Below are 21983 nucleotides of genomic sequence, written 5' to 3'. Positions count from 1 at the left end.
GTCCACATCCATGAAAACCGTTCAACTAAAAACAGTAAAAAGGCTATCCGCACTCCTATTACTGGCCGCGGGCTCCGCAGCCATATATAGCTGTGGTTCATCCACCGCCAACGCACCCGCCTCCGCCCCGCCCGCACAGGCGTTACCGGTTATCACCGTTAGCGATCATCAGGTAACCTCCTACCGGGAATTTACGGCGTCGATCCAGGGAAGCCGCGATATCGAGATCCGTCCGCAGGTGGATGGCTATCTCGACCGTATTTCCGTGGACGAGGGCGCGTACGTGCGCAAGGGCCAGGTTCTGTTCCATATCGACGCCCGTCCGTACACCGAGCAGCTCAATACCGCCAAAGCAAGCCTGCAATCGGCCAAAGCCGCCCTGGAAAGCGCTTCGATCAACGTCGAAAAGCTTACGCCACTGGTAGCCAACAAAGTCGTATCCGACGTTCAGCTTAAAACCGCCAAAGCCGCTTACGACGCCGCCAAGGCAAATGTCGCACAGGCGCAGGCAGCTGTGGACGCCGCGAAAATCAATCTCGGCTACACGTCCATTACAGCACCTGCCGACGGGTATATCGGCACTATTCCGTTTAAAACCGGTAGCCTGGTGGGCAAAGGCACAATGGAAGCGCTGACGGTACTTTCGGAAACGAAGGATATCCATGTGTATTTCTCGATGAGCGAGCTCGATTTCCTCGACTTCAAGCAGGAATTTGAAGGTAATACGATCGAACAGAAGATCAAAAACATCCCGCCGGTTGAACTCGTACTGGCCGACAACAGCATCTACCCGCAAAAAGGAAAGGTGGAAGTCGTTGAAGGACAGTTTGATAAAACCATGGGCGCCATTAACTTCCGTGCGACGTTCCCGAACGGAAACGGGCTGCTGCGCTCGGGTAACACGGGCAGGATCCGTATACCGCGCCAACTTGCGAAATCGGTGCTGATCCCGCAGGAAGCGACCTTCGAATTGCAGGACAAGGTGTTTGTTTACACCGTGCTCGACAGCAATAAAGTCGAGGGACGTCCCGTAACCGTGGCCGATCGCAGCGGACGCTATTATGTGATTTCCAAAGGCTTGAAACCGGGAGAAAAAATCGTGTACGCCGGTCTGGACAGGCTGCGCGACGGCATGGCCATCGCACCACAAAAAATGTCGATGGACAGCTTGCTGCACGCCAACCCGATCTAAGCGTGTAAAAGGTTTACAACCGTTCCACACCAATTAGCAGAGCCCCATCGCATTTTTACAGTGCGATGGACCGCTCCCGCTTTGCCAAAACACTCGATCATGAGCCCCGCGACCGGGGACAAATCCAAATAATATGTTTCAGAAATTTATAGAAAGGCCAGTCCTTTCGACAGTAATATCCATCCTGATATTGCTGCTCGGGATCATATCGCTCACCACACTGCCGATTACGAAATTTCCCGACATCGCGCCGCCGACTGTTCAGGTGACCGCCGTATATCCGGGAGCGAACGCAGAAGTGGTTGCCCGCGCAGTGGCAACGCCTATCGAAGAAGCTGTGAACGGGGTCGAAAACATGACTTACATGACGTCGTCGTCCAATAACGACGGCACCATGGCCCTGAATGTGTATTTCAAACAGGGTACCGATCCGGATATCGCCGCGGTAAACGTACAGAACCGTGTTTCCAAGGCTGTAAGCCAGATTCCGCAGGAAGTTGTACAAGCCGGTATTTCCACGCAAAAGCAACAGAACTCGATCATCATGTTCGTGGCGCTTTCGAGCGAGGACAGTACCTACGACGAAACGTTCCTTTTGAACTACATTAAAATCAACCTGGTGCCTCAGCTGCAGCGTATACCGGGGGTTGGTCAGGCGCAGCCTTTCGGCACGCGCGACTATTCGATGCGTATCTGGCTCAAACCCGACCGTCTGGCAGCTTACGGGCTTTCGCCTCAGGAAGTGACGGGCGCCATTCGCGAGCAAAGCCTTGAAGCAGCGCCGGGGCGTTTGGGCGAGGCCAGCAAGGAGGTTTTTGAGTATGTTTTGAAATACAAAGGAAAACTAACGCAAAATAAAGAGTACGAGGACATTATCATCAAAGCGAACAGCGATGGCTCGGTAATCCGGCTTAAAGACGTCGCGCGCGTCGAGTTCGGGTCCTATACTTACTCTTCCAATGGTAAGCTGAATGGTAATCCGTCGTCCGGTGTAGCTGTATTCCAGACCGCCGGCACCAATGCGAACGACATCCTGATCCAGGCCGAAAAGCTGATCGACGAGTTTTCCAAAACATTGCCCAAAGGCCTGAAAACGACCATCATGTATAACTCGAAGGACTTCCTCGACGAGTCGATCAACCAGGTGCGTTCGACGCTTTTTGAGGCATTCATCCTCGTTTTCATCGTTGTATTCATATTCTTGCAGGATTTCCGCTCGACGCTGATCCCGGCCATTGCCGTGCCGGTTGCCATTATCGGAACATTCTTTTTCATGCAGCTATTCGGGTTCACGATCAACTTCCTCACGCTCTTTGCGTTGGTACTGGCGATTGGGATCGTGGTGGACGACGCCATCGTGGTCGTCGAGGCGGTGCATTCGAAGATGGAACGAACGCACCAGCCGGCCAAAATCGCTACTATCGAATCCATGAACGAGATTTCGGGCGCGATTATCTCGATTACCCTCGTGATGGCGGCGGTATTCGTACCCGTCGGCTTCATGCAAGGCCCCGCCGGGGTATTCTATCGGCAGTTTGCATTTACATTAGCCATAGCCATTTTGATTTCCGCATTGAACGCGTTGACCCTCAGCCCGGCGCTTTGCGCATTGTTCCTGAAAAACCCGCATGCGGAAGAAGGCCACGGCCAGCGTAAAGGTTTCGGTGCCCGGTTCTTCGCCGCATTCAACGCAGGGTTCGAGTCGATGACCGGCCGTTACGTGAAAAGCCTGCAATTCCTGATCCGTCGTAAATGGGTAACCATCATCGGTCTGGTGGTAATTTCAGGTACAACACTGTGGCTGACCAAAACCACGCCTACCGGCTTTATTCCGACCGAAGACCAGGGTTTCCTGCTGTACGCGCTCAACACGCCTCCCGGCAGCTCGCTCGACCGGACCGCAAGAGCCATGGCACAGGTAGACAGCATCGTTAAAAAGTCGCCTATCGCCGACCAGCGTTACATTGTGGAGGGTATGAACATCATTTCGAACTCCAACGCATCGCCTTACGGTGTCGGATTTATCCGAATGAAACCGAAAGAGCAACGTGGCGAGGTGCAGGATTTCAACCAGATTGTGGGGATGATGTCGCAGCAGGTGCGTTCGGTGAACGACGCGAATGCGTTCTTCTTTACCTTCCCGACCGTGGATGGCTTCGGTAACGTCAGCGGCTTCGAGTTCATGCTGCAAGACCGCGGAAACGGCTCGCTGGAAAAACTCAACTCAACCACCAATGCCTTCATCGGCGCATTAATGCAACGCCCGGAGATCGCCTACGCATTTACCACGTTCGCGACGGGCAACCCGCAGTTCATGCTGGAAATCGACAACGCCAAAGCGAAGCAGTTGAATGTGCCGGTGAACGAGTTGCTGCAAACGCTGCAAATCTACTACGGTTCGAGCTTCGTGTCGGATTTCAACCGGTTTGGAAAATATTACCGCGTAATGGCTCAGGCCGACCCGACTTACCGCCAGAATCCGCAGTCGCTGGACGGAATTTACGTCAAAAACACCGAAGGCGAAATGGTACCTGCCAACCAGCTGGTAACGCTGAAACGCGTGTTCGGGCCTGAAACCGTAACCCGGAACAACCTGTACAATGCGGTAATGATCAACGGTACGCCAAAACCCGGTTATAGTACCGGTGACGCCATCCGCGCCGTACAGGAAACCGCCGAGAAGGTTTTGCCGAACAACTATAAAACCGAATGGACCGGTATGACACGTGAGGAGATCAACTCCGGCTCGCAGATCATCCTGATCTTCGTACTCAGCCTTGTATTCGTTTACTTCCTGCTGGCAGCGCAATACGAAAGCTACATCCTGCCGCTGGCGGTAATCCTTACAATTCCGCTCGGGGTATTCGGGGTAATGCTGTTCATCAACTGGATGGGCATCGAGAACAATATCTATGTACAGGTCGGTCTGATCATGCTTATCGGTCTGCTCGCGAAAAACGCGATCCTGATCATCGAATACGCCGTGCAGCGCCGCCGTGCGGGTATGAGCATCGTCGAATCGGCGCTGGAAGCGTCGCGCCTGCGCCTGCGCCCGATCCTGATGACCTCGTTCGCATTCATCGTCGGCCTGTTGCCACTGATGCGCGCCACAGGTGGTTCAGCCCTGGGTAACCGATCGATCGGTACCGGTGCGGTGGGAGGAATGCTTACGGGCGTGATCTTCGGGGTGTTCGCGATCCCGGTCCTGTACGTGATCTTCCAGTATTTGCAGGAAAAAGTCGTCAAAAAGCCGGTTCAACCGGAACTGGCCGAGGCGGAGGTGCATTAGCAGCACCCGCAACGATACAAACGATGACTGGTTTATTTAAGATTAACATCATGAAAAATACATTTAGATTAACGCAAATACCCGTTCTGATCCTGCTGGTAACGTTGCTCGCCTCTTGCAAGGTGAGCAAAGATTACCAGCGTCCGGAACTGGCACTGCCCGGCCAATACCGCACCGTACCTTACGGCGACACCGCCACTATCGCGGATATGACCTGGAAGGAGTTTTTTCCCGATACCACGCTGCAAAAGCTGATCGAAAGGGGCATTGCCTACAATTATGACCTACAAATCGCGCTGAAACGCATCGATATCGCACAGCAGCAGGTAAAACAGGCCAAAATGTTGCAACTCCCGCGCCTCGACCTCCGCGTTGCCGGGACATACAACCGCCCGTCGAGCAACAGCTTGAACGGGATCAGCGCGAGCAGCTTCCTCGGTGCGAAACATATCGAGAATTACATTGCGGCAGTGGACCTCTCGTGGGAAGCCGATATATGGGGCAAGATCCGCCGCCAGCAACAGGCTACGATGGGGCAGTACCTGCAAACTTATGAAGCCACCAAAGCCGTACAAACTCGCCTGGTGGCCGATATTGCAAGAGGTTTTTTCAATTTACTGATGCTCGACAAACAGCTCGAAGTAGCCAGACACAACCTCGAACTGAGCAATAACACTCTGAAGCTGACCAACCTGCTCAAAGATGCCGGCGAAGTAACGTCGCTGTCGGTGCAGCAGGCCGAGGCGCAGCGCGAGGCCATTTCTTTGCTCATCCCTCAGCTCGAACAGGACATTGCCATCCAGGAAAACGCATTGCAGATACTGACCGGCCAAATGCCCAATGCGATCGAACGCAAGGTAAAACTGGCGGATTTCAAAGCGAACGACAGCCTTGCTACCGGTATTCCGGCGGCACTGGTGAGCCGCCGTCCCGACGTCCGCGCGGCGGAAATGTCGGTACTCATTGCGAATGCGCAACTGGGCGTAGCGCAGGCAAGCATGTATCCGTCGCTGATCATCTCTGCCAGCGGCGGTATCGAATCGTTCAAATCGAGCAACTGGTTTAATATTCCGGGTTCGCTGTTCGGCATTGCCGCCGGCACCATCGCACGGCCGATTTTTGCAAGGCGCCAACTGAAAACCAACCTGGAAGTAGCCAAAATAGAGCGCGAACAGTCGGTGCTTGCATTCCGGCAATCGGTATTGAATGCGGTAGGCGAAGTTTCGAACTCCCTGGTTCAAACACAGAAACTGAAAGAACAGGAAGCCATCGCGAACAACCAAGTCAACATCCTGCAACAAGCCATTTCCAATGCGCAGCTGTTATATCAGAGCGATATGGCCAATTACCTGGAAGTGATTACCGCCCAGGGCAATGCATTGCAGGCCGAGCTGAACCTCGCATTCATCCGCAGCCAGTCGCTCGTAGCACGTGTAGACCTCTACCGCAGCCTCGGAGGTGGCTGGAAATAGAAGATACAATCAGACTGGTACACACTATGGATAAACGTCTTTGTTAAGTGTAAGTAAGGACAAAAAGCCGTCAGACCCGATCCGACGGCTTTTGTATTTTATATCAACTCCGGTTCAGGGTCTTGTAAATGTTTCCGTGTGATCATCCGCGCCCATGACCACCCTCGTCGCGATATCGATAAACAGCCCGTGCTCCACCACACCGACAATCCGGATCAACTGGTCGGCCAGCATTGCCGGGTCTTTTATTAATCCAAAATCTCCATCGATCAGCACATTGCCTTGCTCGGTGATCAGCGGCTTTCCGTCAACCAACCGGATTTTGCCGTTGCCATTCAGCTTTTTAAGCTGGCCCAAAACGTAGTTCTGCGCATAAGGGATTACTTCGATAGGCACAGTAAACTTGCCCAGGAGCTCCACTTTTTTGGAAGAATCGGTAATGATGATTTCCTGCTTCGAGAGCGATGCTACCACTTTCTCTTTCAGCAAAAAACTGCCTCCGCCTTTAATCAGCTGCAAATCGGTCGTAAACTCATCCGCTCCGTCGATGGTAACGTCTATTGAATCCACATCTTCGATTTTCAGCAAAGGGATATTCAGCGACTCCGCTAGTTCGCGGGTCTTTTCGGAAGTCGGTACACCTTTGATATTCAATCCATTCTTCACCAGCTCGCCTATTTCGGCAATGGCAATATAAGCCGAACTCCCCCGAACCCAGTCCTACGATCTGGCCATTGGAAAGGTATTTGACCGCTTCTTTGGCAGCCAGTGTTTTTTCTTTTTTAAGGTCTTTCATGAAGTATATGCTGACTTATCTAACATGTTTGCCATAGCAGATTCTCCTTTCACCATTTCGCCCGCTCATACTGCACCGGCCAGGTAATGCTTTCCTTCAAATCCCGCGCTGCTTCCAGCGGAAAGTACGGGTTCCGCAAAATCTCCCTGGCCATGATAATCATATCGGCGTCGCCGTTCACGAGAATGGTTTCAGCCTGCGTCGAACTGGTGATCATGCCCACGGTGCCCGTCAGAATGCCGGTTTCCCGTTTGATGCGCGATGCAAATGGCAATTGGTAAGCCGGACCAACGCTGATCTGCTGGTGCGAGGCAAGGCCGCCGGACGACACGTCGATCAGGTCAATGCCCTTATCTTTGAGAATATGGGCAAGCTGCACGGATTCGTCGGGATTCCAGCCGCCTTCAGCCCAGTCGGTGGCAGAAATGCGGGTGAATAGCGGCAGGTCGGCCGGCCATACGGTGCGGATACCATCGATAATGCGGAGCAGAAGGCGGATGCGGTTTTCGAAACTGCCGCCATACTCGTCGGTACGATGGTTGCTCAGCGGCGAAAGGAACTGGTGAACAAGGTAGCCGTGCGCGGCATGGATTTCGATTACTTTGAAACCTGCCCGCAATGCGCGTTTCGCAGCTGCCGTGAAGTCGGAAACCACCTTTTCGATACCGGCTTCATCCAACGCGACCGGCTTGGGGTAAGTATCCGAAAACGGAATAGCCGAGGGCGCTACCGTCTGCCAACCTCCTTCGCTTTCAGGCACTTCGGCGCGGCCTTTCCAGGGTACTGCGGTACTTGCTTTCCTTCCCGCGTGGGCGAGCTGCACGCCCGGCACACAGCCCTGTGCACTGATGAATGCGGTGATCTGCGAGAGCTTTTCGAGGTGCTCGTCCTTCCAGATGCCCAGGTCTTCCGGCGAAATGCGGCCTTCGGGCGATACGGCAGTGGCTTCGGTAATGATGAGACCCGCCCCACCCACGGCGCGACTGCCCAGATGGACCAGGTGCCAGTCGGTAGCGAAACCGTCGGCCGACGAGTACTGGCACATGGGCGAAACAACGATCCGGTTTTTGAACCGGACACTTTTAATAGCAATGGGAGAAAAAAGCTTTGACATATTGGCCAGGTTAGATTGGGCTAATATAAAAACTATTCATACAGCCTGCCCGTTCCAGGGCAAAATGTCTTTTCCCAAATCAAATACGCATAAGTCAAACCGCATTATCCTGCAACCGGCGGATATTCCTGAACAGGACTGCCTTATCCGACTCCGAATGCGCGAGTTTAATGGCCTTTTCGTAATGCGCGATGGCCTGCGCGCCGTCGATCCCGGTGTAGAGATTACCGAGCAACGAATAGTAAAAATGGTTCTGGGTCAGGTTCAAATGCTGAGCTTCCTCGATGGCCTCCTTTTTCCCTCTCACTTTCGCGAGGGCGTAAATGCGGTTCAATGCGGCAATCGGCGAATATTCGATGGCCAGCAAATGGTCGTACAAGCCCAGAATATGCGCCCACTTTTCGTGCGAATCTTCCTTATGGGTATGCCAATAGGCGATTCCGGCTTCGAGATGATAGCGGCTCAGTTTTTCGCCGGTGGATGCGCGGCCCAGGTAATAGGCCCCCCCGCTCGACGAGCTCCCGGTTCCACAGCGATTCATCCTGATCCTCATAAAGCACCATTTCGCCGTTTTGGTTCATACGCGCCTCGAACCGCGATGAATGAAAGCACATCAGCGAAAGCAATGCGCTCACCTCGGGGCGGTCGGTCAGCTCGTTTTCGACCAGCAGAAAATTGAGTCGCATCGCCTCTGCACACAGCTCCTTGCGCAGGGTGGTATTTTGCGAAACAGAGTAATAGCCTTCGGAATAGAGTAAATAAATGGTGGTCAGAACGGTGTCGAGCCGCTCGCCGATCTCGGCCACGGTCGGCTGTGCGATATGGATCTTTCCCTCCTTCAACTTCTCCTTCGCGCGCTGGATGCGTTTGTACACGACCTCCTTATTCAGCAAAAAGGCATCCGCGATTTCCTGGACCCCGAAGCCGCACAGCAAATTCAGCGCCAGCGCTACCTGTGAGTCCGACGGGACCAGCGGATTGCACACGGCGAAGATCATCGCAAGCTGGCTGTCGTTGATATTCCTGGGCGACATGTCGATATCGATTTCCTGCTCTTTCTCCGACGAATAGCGCACTTCCGGCGCCACTTTCTGCTCGAATACCGAGTTCCGTTTCAAATGGTTTTTCGTCCGGTTTTTGGCAACCGTGTAAATCCATGCCACCGGATTTTCGGGCACGCCTTTGATGCCCCACGTTTCGGCAGCCGCCAGGAATGTATCGCTGGCGATGTCCTCCGCGATTTCAACATGTTCGATTCCGAAAAGATAGCAAAGCACCGCTACCAGCTTGCGGTATTCGGTCCTGAAAAGGTGCGGGAGCAGTTCTTTTTCCTCCATGATATAAGGTCCGGCTGGTGCGGCCGGACCTTAAAAGTATCAAAAAAGGATCAGCAAACTGCAAATCAGAGCGCTTTGCGGATTTCTACGTTCCCGCCGATTTCCAGAATGGGCGCAGCTTTGGCCAACTCGACGGCCTCGTCGTAACCGGCCGCCCGGATAACCACCGCCCCGCCGATCGACTCCTTGATCTCGGCATAAGGGCCATTCAACACGGTACTCTGAGCATTCACTACCAGGCCTTCCCCATCCCATCGCCTCCGGAGCACGATCCGGTCCTCGGCGGCCAACTTATCATACCAGGCATGCCATTTCTGAAAATGCTCCTGCAATTGCTCTGGGGACGGCAGATTTTCCCTGTTCTGGAAATCGCGCCGGAATACCAATAAGAACTCGTCCATAATGCGGTACCGTTTTAAGTGTCCTAATCTGTTTAAGTGCGAAAGCTAAGCAGTTTTAATCAAAATCAACCGAACTGGCCCACACGATAGGTTCCGATTCCGGCCGGGAATGAGATGTTGATGCTGTTCCAGCTTCTGATCGCCGTAACCGCCATTGTCAGGTCCACGATTTCCTCTTCGGAAAACTGAGCTGCTACTTCCCTATACACCTCGTCGGTCACGTGCAAAGCGTTAACGGCTTCTGCCCAGGCCAATGCGGCACGCTCGCGATCGGTGTAGTACGGTGCCTCGCGCCACGCGCTCAGGCCATAGAGGCGTTGCTCGGTTTCTCCCATAGCTCGCAGCTCCTTGGAATGCATATCGAGGCAGTACGCGCATCCGTTGATCTGCGATATACGGAAGTCGATCAGCTCCACCAGTTGGCGGCCAAGCGTCGATTTTTTAATATGGCCGCCCAGGGCGAAAAGTGGTTTCACGGCATTTTGTCCTTTTTCGAAGAAATTAAGTCTGGTTTCCATTTTTGAGAATTTTTGAGTTAAAAAACCTAATGACAACCGGTTTTTCAGATCTGGACAGAAACTGAAAATTTTTTTCAAAAATATTTTCAACATTTTTTCCCATGCCTCTAAAACAGCGCCCTAACATCCTCCGGTCATATTTTGTAATAGCAAAACAATAAAAGACAAAAAACTCTTTTATTGTCGAAACAGTGTTTATCTTTGTGATCGGTAAGCGGCAAAAGCGCCGGAAGCTCAGACAATGGGAATATTTTCAAAAACATGTGAATATGCGATGCGGGCGGTGTTTTACATCGCTCAAAGCTCCGAGGAAGGCCGAAAGGTCGGCATCCGGGAGATCGCCGTGCATATTAACTCGCCTGAGCCGTTCCTGGCAAAAATCCTTCAAAAGCTGAGCAAGGATGGGCTCATATTGTCTTCCAAAGGCCCGCATGGTGGGTTTTACCTCGACTCCGGCGGTTTGCAACGCCCCCTGGCCGACATCGTACAAGCCATCGAAGGCGACAGCATTTTCACGGGCTGCGGCATGGGCCTGAGCTATTGCTCGGAGGCCAATCCGTGTCCGCTGCACGACGATTTCAAAAAAATCCGCGTCCAGATCGTGGTTATGCTGCGCAACACCTCCATCGGCAAGTTCAATGAAGGGCTGATTCACGGGCAGCTTACCCTCAATAAATAATATTTTTTTACCCAAATAAAAGACAAAAATGTCTTTTATTAAACTTCAAAATCATGTCCCCACTACAAAAAGACCTCGTAAAAGCCACGGTACCGGTCCTGAAAGAACACGGCGTGCTGCTGACGACCCATTTTTACAACCGCATGTTCACCCATAACCCCGAATTGAAGCACCTTTTCAATATGGGTAACCAGCAAAACCAACGCCAGCAAACCGCCCTTGCAATGGCCGTTCTGGCCTATGCCGAAAATATCGAGGACCCGTCGGTGCTGCTGCCCGTGGTCGACTCGATCGGTCACAAGCATGCCAGCCTGCACGTCCGTCCGGAGCATTACGCGATCGTGGGCGGGCACCTTATCGCTTCCATCGGCGAAGTACTCGGCGAAGCAGCCACCCCGGAACTGCTCGGCGCCTGGACTGCCGCCTATAACCAGCTTGCCGCTTTGATGAGCGGCCACGAGCAGAAACTTTATGATGAAAAAGTGACTTTGCCCGGCGGCTGGTCGGGCTGGCGGCCGTTTGTGGTGCGTAAAAAAGTGAGAGAATCCGAAGAAATCACATCTTTTTACCTCCATCCCGTCGACGGCGGCGCCGTGGCCGATTTCAAACCGGGCCAGTACGTCAGCCTCCGCATCTTCCTGCCGGAATACAACCTGCAACAGCCCCGCCAATACAGTCTTTCGAGCGCGCCGAATGGCGAGTATTACCGCATTTCGGTAAAACGCGAAGCCGGCAGCCGTCATCCCGACGGTATGATCAGCAACCGCCTCCACGATTTTGTTGAACCCGGCGACATTGTCGACCTTTCGGCGCCGTCGGGCAATTTTACGTTGCGGGCGCAGGAAAACAAGCCACAGGTATTTATCAGCGGCGGCGTGGGCCAAACTCCGTTGATTTCGATGCTCGAAACCCTCGTGCGCTCCGGCGCCACCCCGCCGATAACATGGGTGCACGGATGTCGCAACGAGCGCGTCCACGCATTCAAAACCGACCTGCTCGCTATTTCCGGGCAGGTAGCAGAGGTGGAAAAGCACTTCTTTTACGATTCGGCCGAAAAACTTGCCGGCAACGAGTACCTCGGCCGCGTATCGCTCGACCAGCTTCCGGCCGACGCATTGCATGCCGAAGCGGAGTATTACATCTGCGGCCCCAGACCGTTTATCCAACAGCATTACCGGTACCTCGTCGACCGCGGTATCGACAGATCGAATATCCATTTCGAGGAATTCGGGCCGTTGTCGTTCCCGGTCAACTAGCCTGGCAACGGGAGGCGGTCCCTTCCTGCCTCCCCCATGCCACAAACCCGGCCAAAATGCCGAAAACGATATTGAACACCGGTGGCTCACCGCGCCAAATGTGAAATACCATGGCGCAAACCATCAGTACCACCACGCCCGTGGCTGCCAGGAACGTAAGCCGAGGCCTGATGTTCAGCATCCGAGGCAATACCAGGCCAAGTCCGGCCAGCAAATCGATAGTACCGGTCAGTTTCACCACCAGTGGCGGCACCTGCCCCGTCCACGGCCACATGCCCGCGAGCGCTTCCGGCGATTGGAGCAGTTTCATATAAGCGGCCCAGACGAGCGTGACCGACAGCAGCGCCTGTGTGATCCACAACGCGATATGGAGCGTCCCGGATGTTTTTCGGGTTGTCATATTATCCTGTTTTGTGATAAGGCAAAAGTATTTACCTTCGCTATCCGTTCGATAGTACTTTCCCGGCCGGACAATACTATCCGAACGGGTAGTAACGGCATTTACATACATCACAAAACATCCGAATGCTGACAGGAAACGGCTGCCCCAAAACCGCATTGTCCATCCGCGACGCGCTTGAAGCGCTGGAAGGCCGCTGGAAATTGCTTATCCTTTTCGCATTGTCGTCGGGCCCGAAGCGCTTCCGGCAGCTCTCCGCCGAAGTGGCCGGTATTACCGACAAGATATTATCCAAAGAGCTGAAAGCACTGGAAATGAACCAGCTGATCAACCGGCGGGTGTACGATACTTTTCCGCCCACGGTAGAATATTCCATTACCGAACACGGAGCGTCGCTCGAAAAAGTGCTGGAAGAACTGCATTACTGGGGCCTGGCGCACCGGGCGAAGATCATCGGAAAATAATGCCTGCTACCACCTCTCCTCTTCGATTTCCTTCGCTATCCGCACATTGATATCGATCTTTGCATCTCGAAAAACGAACACCGTGGTGCCCCATTCGCGCGAATAGCGGTTGCCGACGGAATCCGCAGCATAGCCCGTCTCGAACAACGGCCCGGTTTCCTGCATTTCCGCCTCCCGCTCCCGCCAGTCCTTGACGCGAATCAGGTGTCTGTATTTTTTCGAAAGATCGAACCAGTTGATGTAGTCGGCATTGAACGTGACCGCTTTGACGCCTTTTCGGGAATAATAGTTGATCGCCCCCGCCTGCCCGTAATTGTCGCAAAGCACGAGCGTCGCCCCGCGGTCGGGCATGGATGCAAAAGCCGCGTCGACTTTCTCCGCGAGTTCCCGCCAGCCTACCATATCCGCAAAGTCCTGTGGCAGCTGGTGGTCCTTACCATCTTCCCAGCGTAACAGTCCGAGCTTTTGATAAGGTCCGGGGTTGGCGGCGATCTGCTCCGGGGTTTTGGTGGGAAATGCAACCATAAAAAGAGGAATGAACAATACGACAGGGATCAGTACAAACACCCCCCGTAACCAGGCAGCCTTTACTTTGGCGCCGATATAAACCGCCCCGAACGCCATGTAAACGGGATAAATGCCGATCGCATAATAGCTTTTGGCACGGAAGTAGGTGAACACGGCAAGGGTAATAGCCATGGCAAAGAAGAACAGGCGGTACGGTGAAAACGGCCGGTAGCTGAGCAGCCCATACAGCCCGGCGACGATCACAAACAGGGCGCCCATGAAGAACAGGAGCTGCTCTTTCAGGAAATCGGCGCGGTTTACATTGACGAGCTGCGTTTCCGCCAGCAGCTTCATGTGGTGAAGCACCGGGAAGTTGTTCTGATATTGCCAGATCAGATTGGGTAAAATGAGCAGGAGCGCGAGTAATGCGGCCAGGTAAACATGCCTGTTCAGCAGCAGCTTGCGTTGCGGCGTCAGCAACATGGCGGGCAACAAACCTGCGACAGCGAATACAATGTTATATTTATTCAAAAAACCAATGGCGAATACCACTGCGAAGCCATAGAGCCAACGCCGTTTCGAGGATTGGATATAGCTGATCAGGAAGAAATAAAGCGTTGTCCAGCACAGCACATCCAGTGAATTGGGCTGGAAAAGCTGGTTCAACCGCAACAGTACCGAAAACAGGGTACAGGAAGCCGCCAGTACACAGGCATACAGGCTGCCGCCAAGCCGCTCCACGGTTTTCCATACGACCAGGATGGTGAGTGCCCCGAACAGCGCCGGAACCGACCGCACGACCCACTCCCCGTTTCCCAACGCACCGATGACCCACGCAAGCCAGGATGTGACCGGCGGCACCGACACAAAGCCCCAGGCGAGGTGATTGCCCTGGTCGAGGTGCAGGTATTCGTCGCGGTGAAGCTCATAGTCGGGAATGATGAGGAAATATTGCAGCAGGAATTTCAGACCGATAAAGGCCAGCAATAAGGCAGTTCTTCGGGTCATAGCTGTTTAAAAATCTACCGGGAAACACAGGTACCATGGGATTGCGACCGTCATGTGCCGAGGCTGATAGCCAGCGGCGTTGGCACGGATTTTGTCCCGCATGCACTCAAAAAAATCAGGATACCATGGATGCAACATCAAATCCGGACAATATACAAAACACGCGCTCAGGCACCAAGCGCATGGAACGCGATGGCGCCAACGACAGTCTCTGGCAGACCACCATTACTGCGCAACCCCACCGCAACGCCGCGGCACCTGCCGAACAAATATTCGACACGCTGATCGTCGGGGCGGGCATTACCGGCCTGACCACCGCATTGCTGCTCCAAAAGGCGGGCCACAAATGCATTGTCGCGGACGCCCATTCGGCCGGCTACGGCACTACGGGCGGTACCACGGCACATATTAATACATTCGCGGACACGACCTACGCGGAAGTGGAAAAAGATTTCGGGCAGGAACAGGCCCGCCAGTTCGCGGAGGCGATTGCCGAATCCGTGGCGCTTATCAGTAATATGGTGGAAACCTACCGGATCGGCTGTGATTTCGAATGGAAAAAGGGTTATGTGTATTCCGAAACGGACGACGAAACGAAGCAGCTCGACGATTTATATCAAAGCGCGATCCGTGCGGGTGTAGCCGTAGAACCGGCGCCCGACGCTCCGGCCCCGCTGCCTTTCCGGAAAGCGGTCGTGTTTGACAAGCAGGCCCAGTTTCATCCATTAAAGTACATTCTCGCACTTCAGGAGGAATTCGTCAAGCTGGGCGGCGTGGTGACGGAAAACACGCTGATCGACAAAATCGATTCGGACGATGAATGCTATACTGCACATTCCAAAGAGCGGGAGATCAAAGCCCGGTCGGTCGTTTACGCCACGCACATTCCGCCGGGCGGGATTAATGTGCTCCATTTCCGCAATGCGCCCTACCGCAGCTACGTCGTAGCGGCCACGTTGAAGCAGGACGCTTATCCGGACGCGCTCATTTACGATATGCAGGAGCCCTACCATTATTTTCGTACGCACACGATCGACGGTCAGAAATACCTTATCGCCGGAGGGCACGACCACAAAACTGCACACGGAGACCCGGAAAAGGCATTTGCGGACCTCATCGCTTATACCGAAAGGTGCTACCCTGTCGATCGGATCGTTGCAAAATGGTCGGCGCAATACTATGTCCCCGCCGACGGCCTGCCCTACATCGGCCAGTTGCCCGGTGCATCCGGCGGCATTTATACAGCCACGGGCTTCAACGGTAACGGAATCATCCTCGGAACTGTTTCGGCGATCGTATTGAGCGAGCTGATCCTGAAAGGTACCAGCCCGTACGAAAAGCTGTTCGACCCCGGCCGGGTAAAACCAGTGGCGGGTTTCACGGAGTTTGTGAAGGAGAATGCCGACGTAGCCGCCCGGTTCGTAGGCGACCGCTTTGGCATCGAAGAAATAAGCTCTTTCGGCGAAATCGCTGTGGGAACCGGCAAAATCGTGGAGTATGACGGCCGGAAACTGGGAGTTTACAAAAAAGAAGACGGAGACGTAACCGTCCTCGATCCCGTCTGCTCGCATGCCGGATGTGTTGTGCAATGGAACGATTCGGAAAAAAGCTGGGACTGCCCTTGCCACGGCGCACGTTACAATTACCATGGCGAGGTACTCACCGGTCCGGCAAGGAAACCGCTCGAACGGGTTGAAATAGCGCAACCATCCGCCAGGTAAAAAATAGCGGCCCACCAGAAGCGGGCCGCTATTTGCATGAATGTAGTATTATAGGCTACTGCGCCGCGGATGCCAGCACCGCCTGCGCACTCATGACAACCATCAGACTGCCGGAAGACTTCGAAGGGTTTACAAATACCATATATACATCGTGCGGTTTGCCATCCGCCGCGGGGAGTTTCAAGGGTATATCGAGGGTCGACGGTTTGAAATCCAGCTTGTCCGAAGGTTCCAGGAACGGTGATTCGCCGATTAGCTTGCCACCCGGGCTATCCAGGCGCAATTCCACTTTCCCTCCTGCCGCATTCAGTTGCGGCTTGGGCGCCATCGCCATCACCCTGATCGCCGAAACGCCGTTCAAATCAACCTGTTTTAAGCCCACATAAGCCCCTGATTTAGACGGAATAGCGAGGTTATTCCCGCCGTAGGACATTTTGTTGACATTGTCGTAGACGTCGAATCCGTGCACGTCCATGTTGGCATTCCGCAACACGAATGTCTGCTCGGAACGCAAGGCAGGCAAACCTTTGGCGCCTTTATCCTCGTACGCGGCGCGTACGACGAACACGCCCTTGCCTTTGTCGCCATCGGGCAACGCAGCCGTATAGCTGCCTTTGACAGGTAACGAGGCCTTCTCGGCGGCATCGCCCGAAAGGTTCAGAATGTATTTTACCATTTCCGAGGCGTCGGCTGCCGAGAGTTGGGGGGTGCGCGGCCATGGGTGTTTCGCCCCAGACACCACTCCCACCGTTGATCACCTTCTTCGTGAGCATTTCCACCGCAGAACCATTGCCTTTATATTTTCGGGCGACGTCGGCATAAGCGGGACCTATCGATTTTTTGCTGATGCTGTGGCAGGCCTTGCAATCGCTTGCCTCGACGAGCTTTTTGCCTGTGGCAAATTGTGCTGCCGCGTCGGCGGAGCGGTGTCCTCTGGCAATAGCCACTTTATCGAAGCCTTCGGGCAGGTAATCGATGTTCACGGCCACGCGGTCGGCATCGATACCGCTTCCGAGCGTGCCGTCTTCTTTGTCCTTCACTTTCACGTCGTATGGGAATGGCTTGCCCGGAACAAAGAACGATTTGTTGGCCCCCGGCATATCCAGGCTCAGCACAGGCGCTTCATTACCGACCGTCACATCGAGCGACTGGGTCGAAACGCCGCCTTTGCCGTCGTTTACCGTCAACGTGGCTTTATACAGACCAGTCCTGGCGAGTGTCAGCTGTACGTCCGGGCTATTTATAGTTTTGACAAACCCATTTTTGGAAGTGATTTTCCAGGAATAGGTCAATGCATCCCCGTCGGCGTCGTCGGTACCTGCCGCGGTGAGTTTCAATGCCAAAGGTGCGGAGCCTCCCTGCTTGTTGGCAGCCATCTCGATCCTGGGCTTACGGTTGCCCCCGTTGTATTCAATGCGGATCAGACGGGCATCGTCGTTAGCCGAGAACCAGCCCGAACCGTATTCCAGCATGTACAAGTCGCCGTTTTCCGCAAATTCCATATCCATCGGATTGGAGAACTTGTAGCTGGGCATAAAGCGCTCCATCGATGCGTAGTTACCTTCCTTATCCATGGTAACCGCCATAATCCAGCCACGCATCCATTCGTAAGCCAGCAATTTGCCATTGTAATAGGCGGGAAATGCGCGCGGCGCTTTCCTGAAATCGTCGGAATAAAATACCGGGCCGGCCATCGCATTGCGCCCACCCGCGCCCACGAGGGGAAATTCAGGGGAGGCGTCGTAAGGATACCAGATGAATGCCTTCTGCGCCGGCGGAAGTATTTTCAGGCCGGTATTGCTCGGCGAATTATTCGTCGGTGCAGCGACGTCCCATTTCTCTCCCGACTGGTTTGCCGCAAAATCATACTTGTTATACGCCTTGTTGTCACCCACAAAGTGCGGCCAGCCGAAATTCCCCGGTTTGCGGGCCTGCCCTATCTCATCGTGGCCGGCCGGGCCGCGGGTAGCATCCGGTTTGGCGGCATCCGGACCAACCTCGCCCCAATATACGTAGCCAGTATGCTGATCGACCGAAATACGGAATGGGTTACGATGGCCCATCGTGTAAATTTCGGGGCGCGTCTGTGCCGTTCCCTTGGGAAAAAGGTTGCCTTCCGGAATCGTGTAAGAACCATCCGGCTGCGGTTTGATGCGGATAATTTTACCTCGCAAATCATTGGTATTAGCCGACGATTTCTGTGCGTCCCAGGCCTGGCGCCCGGGCCGTTCGTCGCTGGGGCTATATCCGTTGGAACCATGCGGATTGGTATTGTCACCCGTCGAAAGGTAAAGGTTCCCGTCCTTGTCCCAGGCGATGGAGCCGGCCGTGTGGCAGCATTCTTCCCGCTGCGTGGGCACATCGAGCAATATCTTCCGCGACGTCAGGTCCAGCTCGTCGCCTTTCAGTTCAAAGCGCGCAAGCACGTTCTTCGATTCGTTCGGATCGGAATAGTAGAGGTAAATCCAGTGATTTTGCGCAAAATTCGGGTCCTTGTTCAACCCAAGCAACCCATCCTCACCCATCGATTCCTTCCCTTCCTTGCTCACATATTTGGTACTGACGGGCAGTTTGGCAATGGTTTTCAGTTCTTTGGTTTGGATATTGTACAACAGCACCTCGCCTTTGCGCTGAATGAACAGGATACGGCCATCGCCCAGCACGCTGAGTTCCATCGGCTCGTCCAGCTTTTCAGCCAGTATCACTTTGGAAAAGCGGTTTTCCTCGGGCCGGGCTTTGGAGAAGTCAATCGGCCTGGGTGCGTCCCCACCGGCTGCATAGCGAATTCCCGCCCAAAGGTGATTCAGGAAAAGCGGTTCCGCGAATGTCTCGTCGGTATGCCCCATGGCCGTGTAGAACGACCGTCCGCCATCGAACTCCTGGTACCAGCTCATCGGGTGAAAATCGGGGTTCTTGCCGCCCTTGTAGCTCTTTTCATCGATTTTGAGCACTACGTTGATTTTCGGGGAAATATTTTTGAAACTGTAAAATTCGTCGGTCCGCTCGAACTCGTCGGGCATGCCTTGTGTGGCCCAGTGGTTCTTTTGGGTCACGATAAACTTCCCCTTCTGCACATTGTCGGGCATGGGGTGGTCGAGAAACCAGGCACCGGCCAATGCGCCGTACCACGGCCATTCGTACTCGGTGTCGGTAGCGGCGTGGATGCCCACATAGCCTCCCCCCGCCTGGATGTAACGCTCGAATGCGCTTTGCTGCGCGGCATCCAGGATATCGCCGGTGGTATTCAGGAATATCACCGCGTTATATTTTTTGAGGTTGCTTTCCCTGAACAGCGCCGCGTCTTCGGTAAAGCTCACTTCAAAACCCCTCTCAGTCGCCATTTTGGCCAGCGCTTTTTTCCCGGCCTCGATGGACGGGTGCCTGAATGCCGCGGTCTTACTGAACACCAGCAGCTGCATTTTGGGCGCCTGCGCGAGGGCGTGGCCCGTCAGGAGCCACACGCAGTAAAACAGCACAGCCGCTCCCTGTAATTTTTTCTTCATCTGGTCAGGTTGTTTGAATTAAACGACAAACAAATGTAGGGTGAAAAAAGGATTATTGTCTATATTTAAGACAATAAAATTTATACCATTAAATATCTTAACAATACAATAAATGGTCGCATTTTCGCTTTTCGGGTATTTATAGCGGTAACGTTCCCAAATGTTTCCGGCCAGTGCCTTGGGCAGGAAGGCTGTATCTGCGATATTGGGAGCTAATTGGCAAATTTCATGAAGGATTTACATTCACTGAGCGAACAGGACTATATTCAGCAGCTTTCCATCGACTGTGTTATTTTTGGTTACCAGGAATCGCAGCTCAGCGTCCTTGTCCCGAAGCTCAATTTCCGGGGCGATTTCTGGGCATTGCCGAGCGGCTTCGTTTACCAGAACGAAGGAATAGACCAGGCGGCACGCCGCATTCTCGAAGACCGCACGGGCATCAAGGATATTTACCTCGAACAATTCAGGGTGTTCGGCGACGCTCCGCGGACCAACATTACCTTTCTCGAACGGCTTATCGAACTCAATAAGGACACCCTTGGCGACAAGCAGTTCAACCGCCGGGAATTCGACTGGATCACCCGCCGGTTCGTTTCCATCGGGTACTATGCGTTGGTAGACATCCGCAAGGTGGTACCCCGCAAGACCGAACTGGACGAGTCCATCGACTGGTATCCCGTCCGGGCATTACCCTCGATGATCATGGACCATGAAGAAATGATCAAATGCGCGCTGCAAACCTTGCAGCTCTACCTGGATCAGAAGCTGATCGCATTCAACCTTTTGCCCGAAATATTCACCATGCGCGAATTGCAGGAATTGTACGAATCGGTTTACGACCGCGCATTTGCCCGCAACAATTTCCAGAAAAAGATTCTCGACCTGAATGTGCTCGAACGGCTTGAAAAAAATTCACCGGCGCGGCCAATAAGGCCCCATACCTGTACCGTTTCCGGCGGGAAGTTGCCGAGCCGGCCGTTTGACGCACGAGCCGGTTTTCGCTCCCCCATTTCACACAATTTCAGGTCTTCCGCTTCCGGAACGCAAAGCGGGATTCGGGCCGCCGGGCGCTCCGCTGGGGCCGGTAGTCCGCTATCCGACGGGCAAACGATTATTTGTGGCTTCAAAGCCACAACCGGTTCGGCAGAAAGCTACCAATCGGGAAATTTCAGGGCGTGATATTTGTACCGACTAAAATTTACACCCCTGATAATGAAACATGACACACCTCTTAAAGTATTAATTTTCGATATGCACCCTATTACCCGTAAGGGAATCCGGCTCATGCTCGAAAACATGGCGCTCCCGATGAACCTCACCGAAGCCGCGGCAAAGCATCAATTTTATAAATATCTGACCTCGTCCGATTTCGATCTCGTTATCCTGAGCGTGAATGAGCCGGGTACTTTTGACTCCCGCAAACTTTCGCTAACGCTTTCAAAAACAGCCCTGCTTTACACCGAAGAAGGCGCCGAAAATGCGATCGGCCTTATGACCCTCGGCGCGGGCGCATGCATGTCCAAGAAATGCGTCGATGCCGAACTCAGGACAGGCATTTTGGCGGTACTCGCCAGGCGGCGCCATACCTGCCTCTATACCCGCGCGCTCACCGACGCGACACATCAGTCCGCACGCCATTTCGATATCCACGCTTTCCATGCGCAACGTCGTTTTATTTGATTCGCATCCCGTGATCCTGACGGGACTCAGGGAATTTCTCGGTGGACTGGGGAAAGATTTCGTTTTCTTCGAAACGAATACCATCTCCGGCGTATCGCAATATCTTTCACAACATAAAATCGACCTAGTCGTAGCCGGCCTGAACGAGAAAGCCGGCATCGATTCCAGGCTGGTTGCCAAATACAGAACCATCCGGTGGGTGATCATGTACAACGACAATCTCTACAAAAAGGCATTGTCGCTCATGCTTTCGGGGGCCATCGGCTGCATTTCGAAAGCCTGCCGCGACGACGAGGCCGAGGCCTGTATCCGCGACGTGCTGGCTGCCAGGCCCTACATTTGCCAAACTACGCTACAAAAGTTCGGCTACGAGTTCATTTTCGACCCCATCAACCATGCCTATATCCGCAATTTTTTGAAATACAACTTTCAAAGAAAGCCCAATACGCTTTCCGCCCGCGAGCACGAGGTTGCCACCCTGCTGGTAACCGGCATGAAAACATCCGAAATCGCCGCGTTGCTGAAAATCAGGAACAGCACCGTAAGCACGATCAAGCGGACAATCATGCTGAAAAAAATGTGATGAACATCGTCGAACTTGCCGCCTCGCTGTAACTTGCACGGTTTGTATCACATTTTGTTATTT

The 21983-nt window shown here is 53.7% G+C and carries 17 protein-coding genes and 1 pseudogene; 10 read left to right on the top strand and 8 right to left on the bottom strand.

The features are described 5' to 3' along the window. Positions 1-10: 10 nt before the first annotated feature. From ABV298_RS22510 to ABV298_RS22500, 3 genes are all read left to right on the top strand, one after another. On the top strand, positions 11-1192 hold the full coding sequence (locus ABV298_RS22510) for an efflux RND transporter periplasmic adaptor subunit (RefSeq protein ID WP_353718408.1): 1182 nt from the start codon (positions 11-13) through the stop codon (positions 1190-1192). A 133-nt stretch (positions 1193-1325) separates the two neighbouring features. Beyond that, complete coding sequence (locus ABV298_RS22505; protein WP_353718407.1) at positions 1326-4481, top strand: efflux RND transporter permease subunit; 3156 nt, start codon at positions 1326-1328, stop codon at positions 4479-4481. A 50-nt stretch (positions 4482-4531) separates the two neighbouring features. Continuing rightward, a complete protein-coding gene (locus ABV298_RS22500; protein WP_353718406.1) occupies positions 4532-5953 on the top strand; it encodes an efflux transporter outer membrane subunit in 1422 nt (473 codons plus the stop codon). 114 nt (positions 5954-6067) lie between these two features. Here the strand turns inward: ABV298_RS22500 and rpiA are convergent, their stop codons facing one another. The 5 genes from rpiA to ABV298_RS22475 all read right to left on the bottom strand — a co-directional run bounded on the left by rpiA (position 6068) and on the right by ABV298_RS22475 (position 10119). Then, the gene (rpiA, locus tag ABV298_RS22495) at positions 6068-6619 is read right to left on the bottom strand and encodes a ribose-5-phosphate isomerase RpiA (RefSeq protein ID WP_353718405.1); all 552 of its coding nucleotides are present in this window, start codon (positions 6617-6619) and stop codon (positions 6068-6070) included. 179 nt (positions 6620-6798) lie between these two features. After that, entirely contained in the window at positions 6799-7863 is a 1065-nt protein-coding gene (gene namA / locus ABV298_RS22490; protein ID WP_353718404.1) for an NADPH dehydrogenase NamA, read from the bottom strand. 416 nt (positions 7864-8279) lie between these two features. Further along, positions 8280-9200 (bottom strand): sigma-70 family RNA polymerase sigma factor, encoded by a 921-nt coding sequence (locus ABV298_RS22485; RefSeq protein ID WP_353718403.1) that lies wholly within the window; start codon positions 9198-9200, stop codon positions 8280-8282. Positions 9201-9265: 65 nt separating this feature from the next. Next, positions 9266-9601 carry a YciI family protein gene (locus tag ABV298_RS22480; RefSeq protein WP_353718402.1) on the bottom strand — a complete coding sequence of 112 codons (336 nt, stop codon included), beginning with the start codon at positions 9599-9601 and terminating at the stop codon, positions 9266-9268. Between the two features lie 65 nt (positions 9602-9666). Next, positions 9667-10119, bottom strand: a complete 453-nt coding sequence (locus tag ABV298_RS22475) for a carboxymuconolactone decarboxylase family protein (RefSeq protein ID WP_353718401.1) — start codon at positions 10117-10119, stop codon at positions 9667-9669. 241 nt (positions 10120-10360) lie between these two features. Here ABV298_RS22475 and ABV298_RS22470 point away from each other — a divergent pair, with 241 nt between their 5' ends. Both ABV298_RS22470 and hmpA read left to right on the top strand, forming a co-directional pair. Beyond that, positions 10361-10798, top strand: coding sequence for an Rrf2 family transcriptional regulator (locus tag ABV298_RS22470; RefSeq protein ID WP_353718400.1), 438 nt, complete (start codon positions 10361-10363; stop codon positions 10796-10798). 53 nt (positions 10799-10851) lie between these two features. Continuing rightward, positions 10852-12054 (top strand): NO-inducible flavohemoprotein, encoded by a 1203-nt coding sequence (gene hmpA, locus ABV298_RS22465; protein ID WP_353718399.1) that lies wholly within the window; start codon positions 10852-10854, stop codon positions 12052-12054. Here the strand turns inward: hmpA and ABV298_RS22460 are convergent. Then, positions 12047-12454 (bottom strand): DoxX family protein, encoded by a 408-nt coding sequence (locus ABV298_RS22460; protein WP_353718398.1) that lies wholly within the window; start codon positions 12452-12454, stop codon positions 12047-12049. The two genes, hmpA and ABV298_RS22460, sit on opposite strands and share 8 nt — an antisense overlap. 125 nt (positions 12455-12579) lie before the next feature. Here ABV298_RS22460 and ABV298_RS22455 point away from each other — a divergent pair, with 125 nt between their 5' ends. Next, complete coding sequence (locus ABV298_RS22455) at positions 12580-12918, top strand: helix-turn-helix domain-containing protein (protein ID WP_353718397.1); 339 nt, start codon at positions 12580-12582, stop codon at positions 12916-12918. 6 nt (positions 12919-12924) lie between these two features. Here ABV298_RS22455 and ABV298_RS22450 read toward each other — a convergent pair whose 3' ends face one another. Then, entirely contained in the window at positions 12925-14433 is a 1509-nt protein-coding gene (locus ABV298_RS22450; RefSeq protein ID WP_353718396.1) for a glycosyltransferase family 39 protein, read from the bottom strand. 125 nt (positions 14434-14558) lie between these two features. Here ABV298_RS22450 and ABV298_RS22445 point away from each other — a divergent pair, with 125 nt between their 5' ends. Continuing rightward, positions 14559-16154: an FAD-dependent oxidoreductase gene (locus ABV298_RS22445; protein WP_353718395.1), complete on the top strand. Its 1596-nt coding sequence runs from the start codon at positions 14559-14561 to the stop codon at positions 16152-16154. A gap of 55 nt (positions 16155-16209) precedes the next feature. On the opposite strand, the pseudogene ABV298_RS22440 reads toward ABV298_RS22445, so the two are convergent. Next, positions 16210-19657: pseudogene (locus tag ABV298_RS22440) on the bottom strand (ThuA domain-containing protein). A 228-nt stretch (positions 19658-19885) separates the two neighbouring features. Between ABV298_RS22440 and ABV298_RS22435 the strand changes: the two are divergent. The 3 genes from ABV298_RS22435 to ABV298_RS22425 are packed head-to-tail and all read left to right on the top strand — an operon-like array spanning position 19886 to position 21920. After that, on the top strand, positions 19886-20836 hold the full coding sequence (locus ABV298_RS22435) for an NUDIX domain-containing protein (RefSeq protein WP_353718394.1): 951 nt from the start codon (positions 19886-19888) through the stop codon (positions 20834-20836). 33 nt (positions 20837-20869) lie between these two features. Further along, on the top strand, positions 20870-21337 hold the full coding sequence (locus tag ABV298_RS22430; protein WP_353718393.1) for a hypothetical protein: 468 nt from the start codon (positions 20870-20872) through the stop codon (positions 21335-21337). Beyond that, on the top strand, positions 21315-21920 hold the full coding sequence (locus ABV298_RS22425) for a response regulator transcription factor (protein ID WP_353718392.1): 606 nt from the start codon (positions 21315-21317) through the stop codon (positions 21918-21920). Before ABV298_RS22430 ends, ABV298_RS22425 begins: the two co-directional genes overlap by 23 nt. Positions 21921-21983 lie beyond the last annotated feature (63 nt).

It is taken from the genome of Dyadobacter sp. 676 (genome assembly GCF_040448675.1).
Taxonomy (GTDB): Bacteria; Bacteroidota; Bacteroidia; order Cytophagales; family Spirosomataceae; genus Dyadobacter.
Note: the sequence above shows the minus strand (reverse complement) of the source record. Positions and strands in the feature narration are given on the sequence as shown.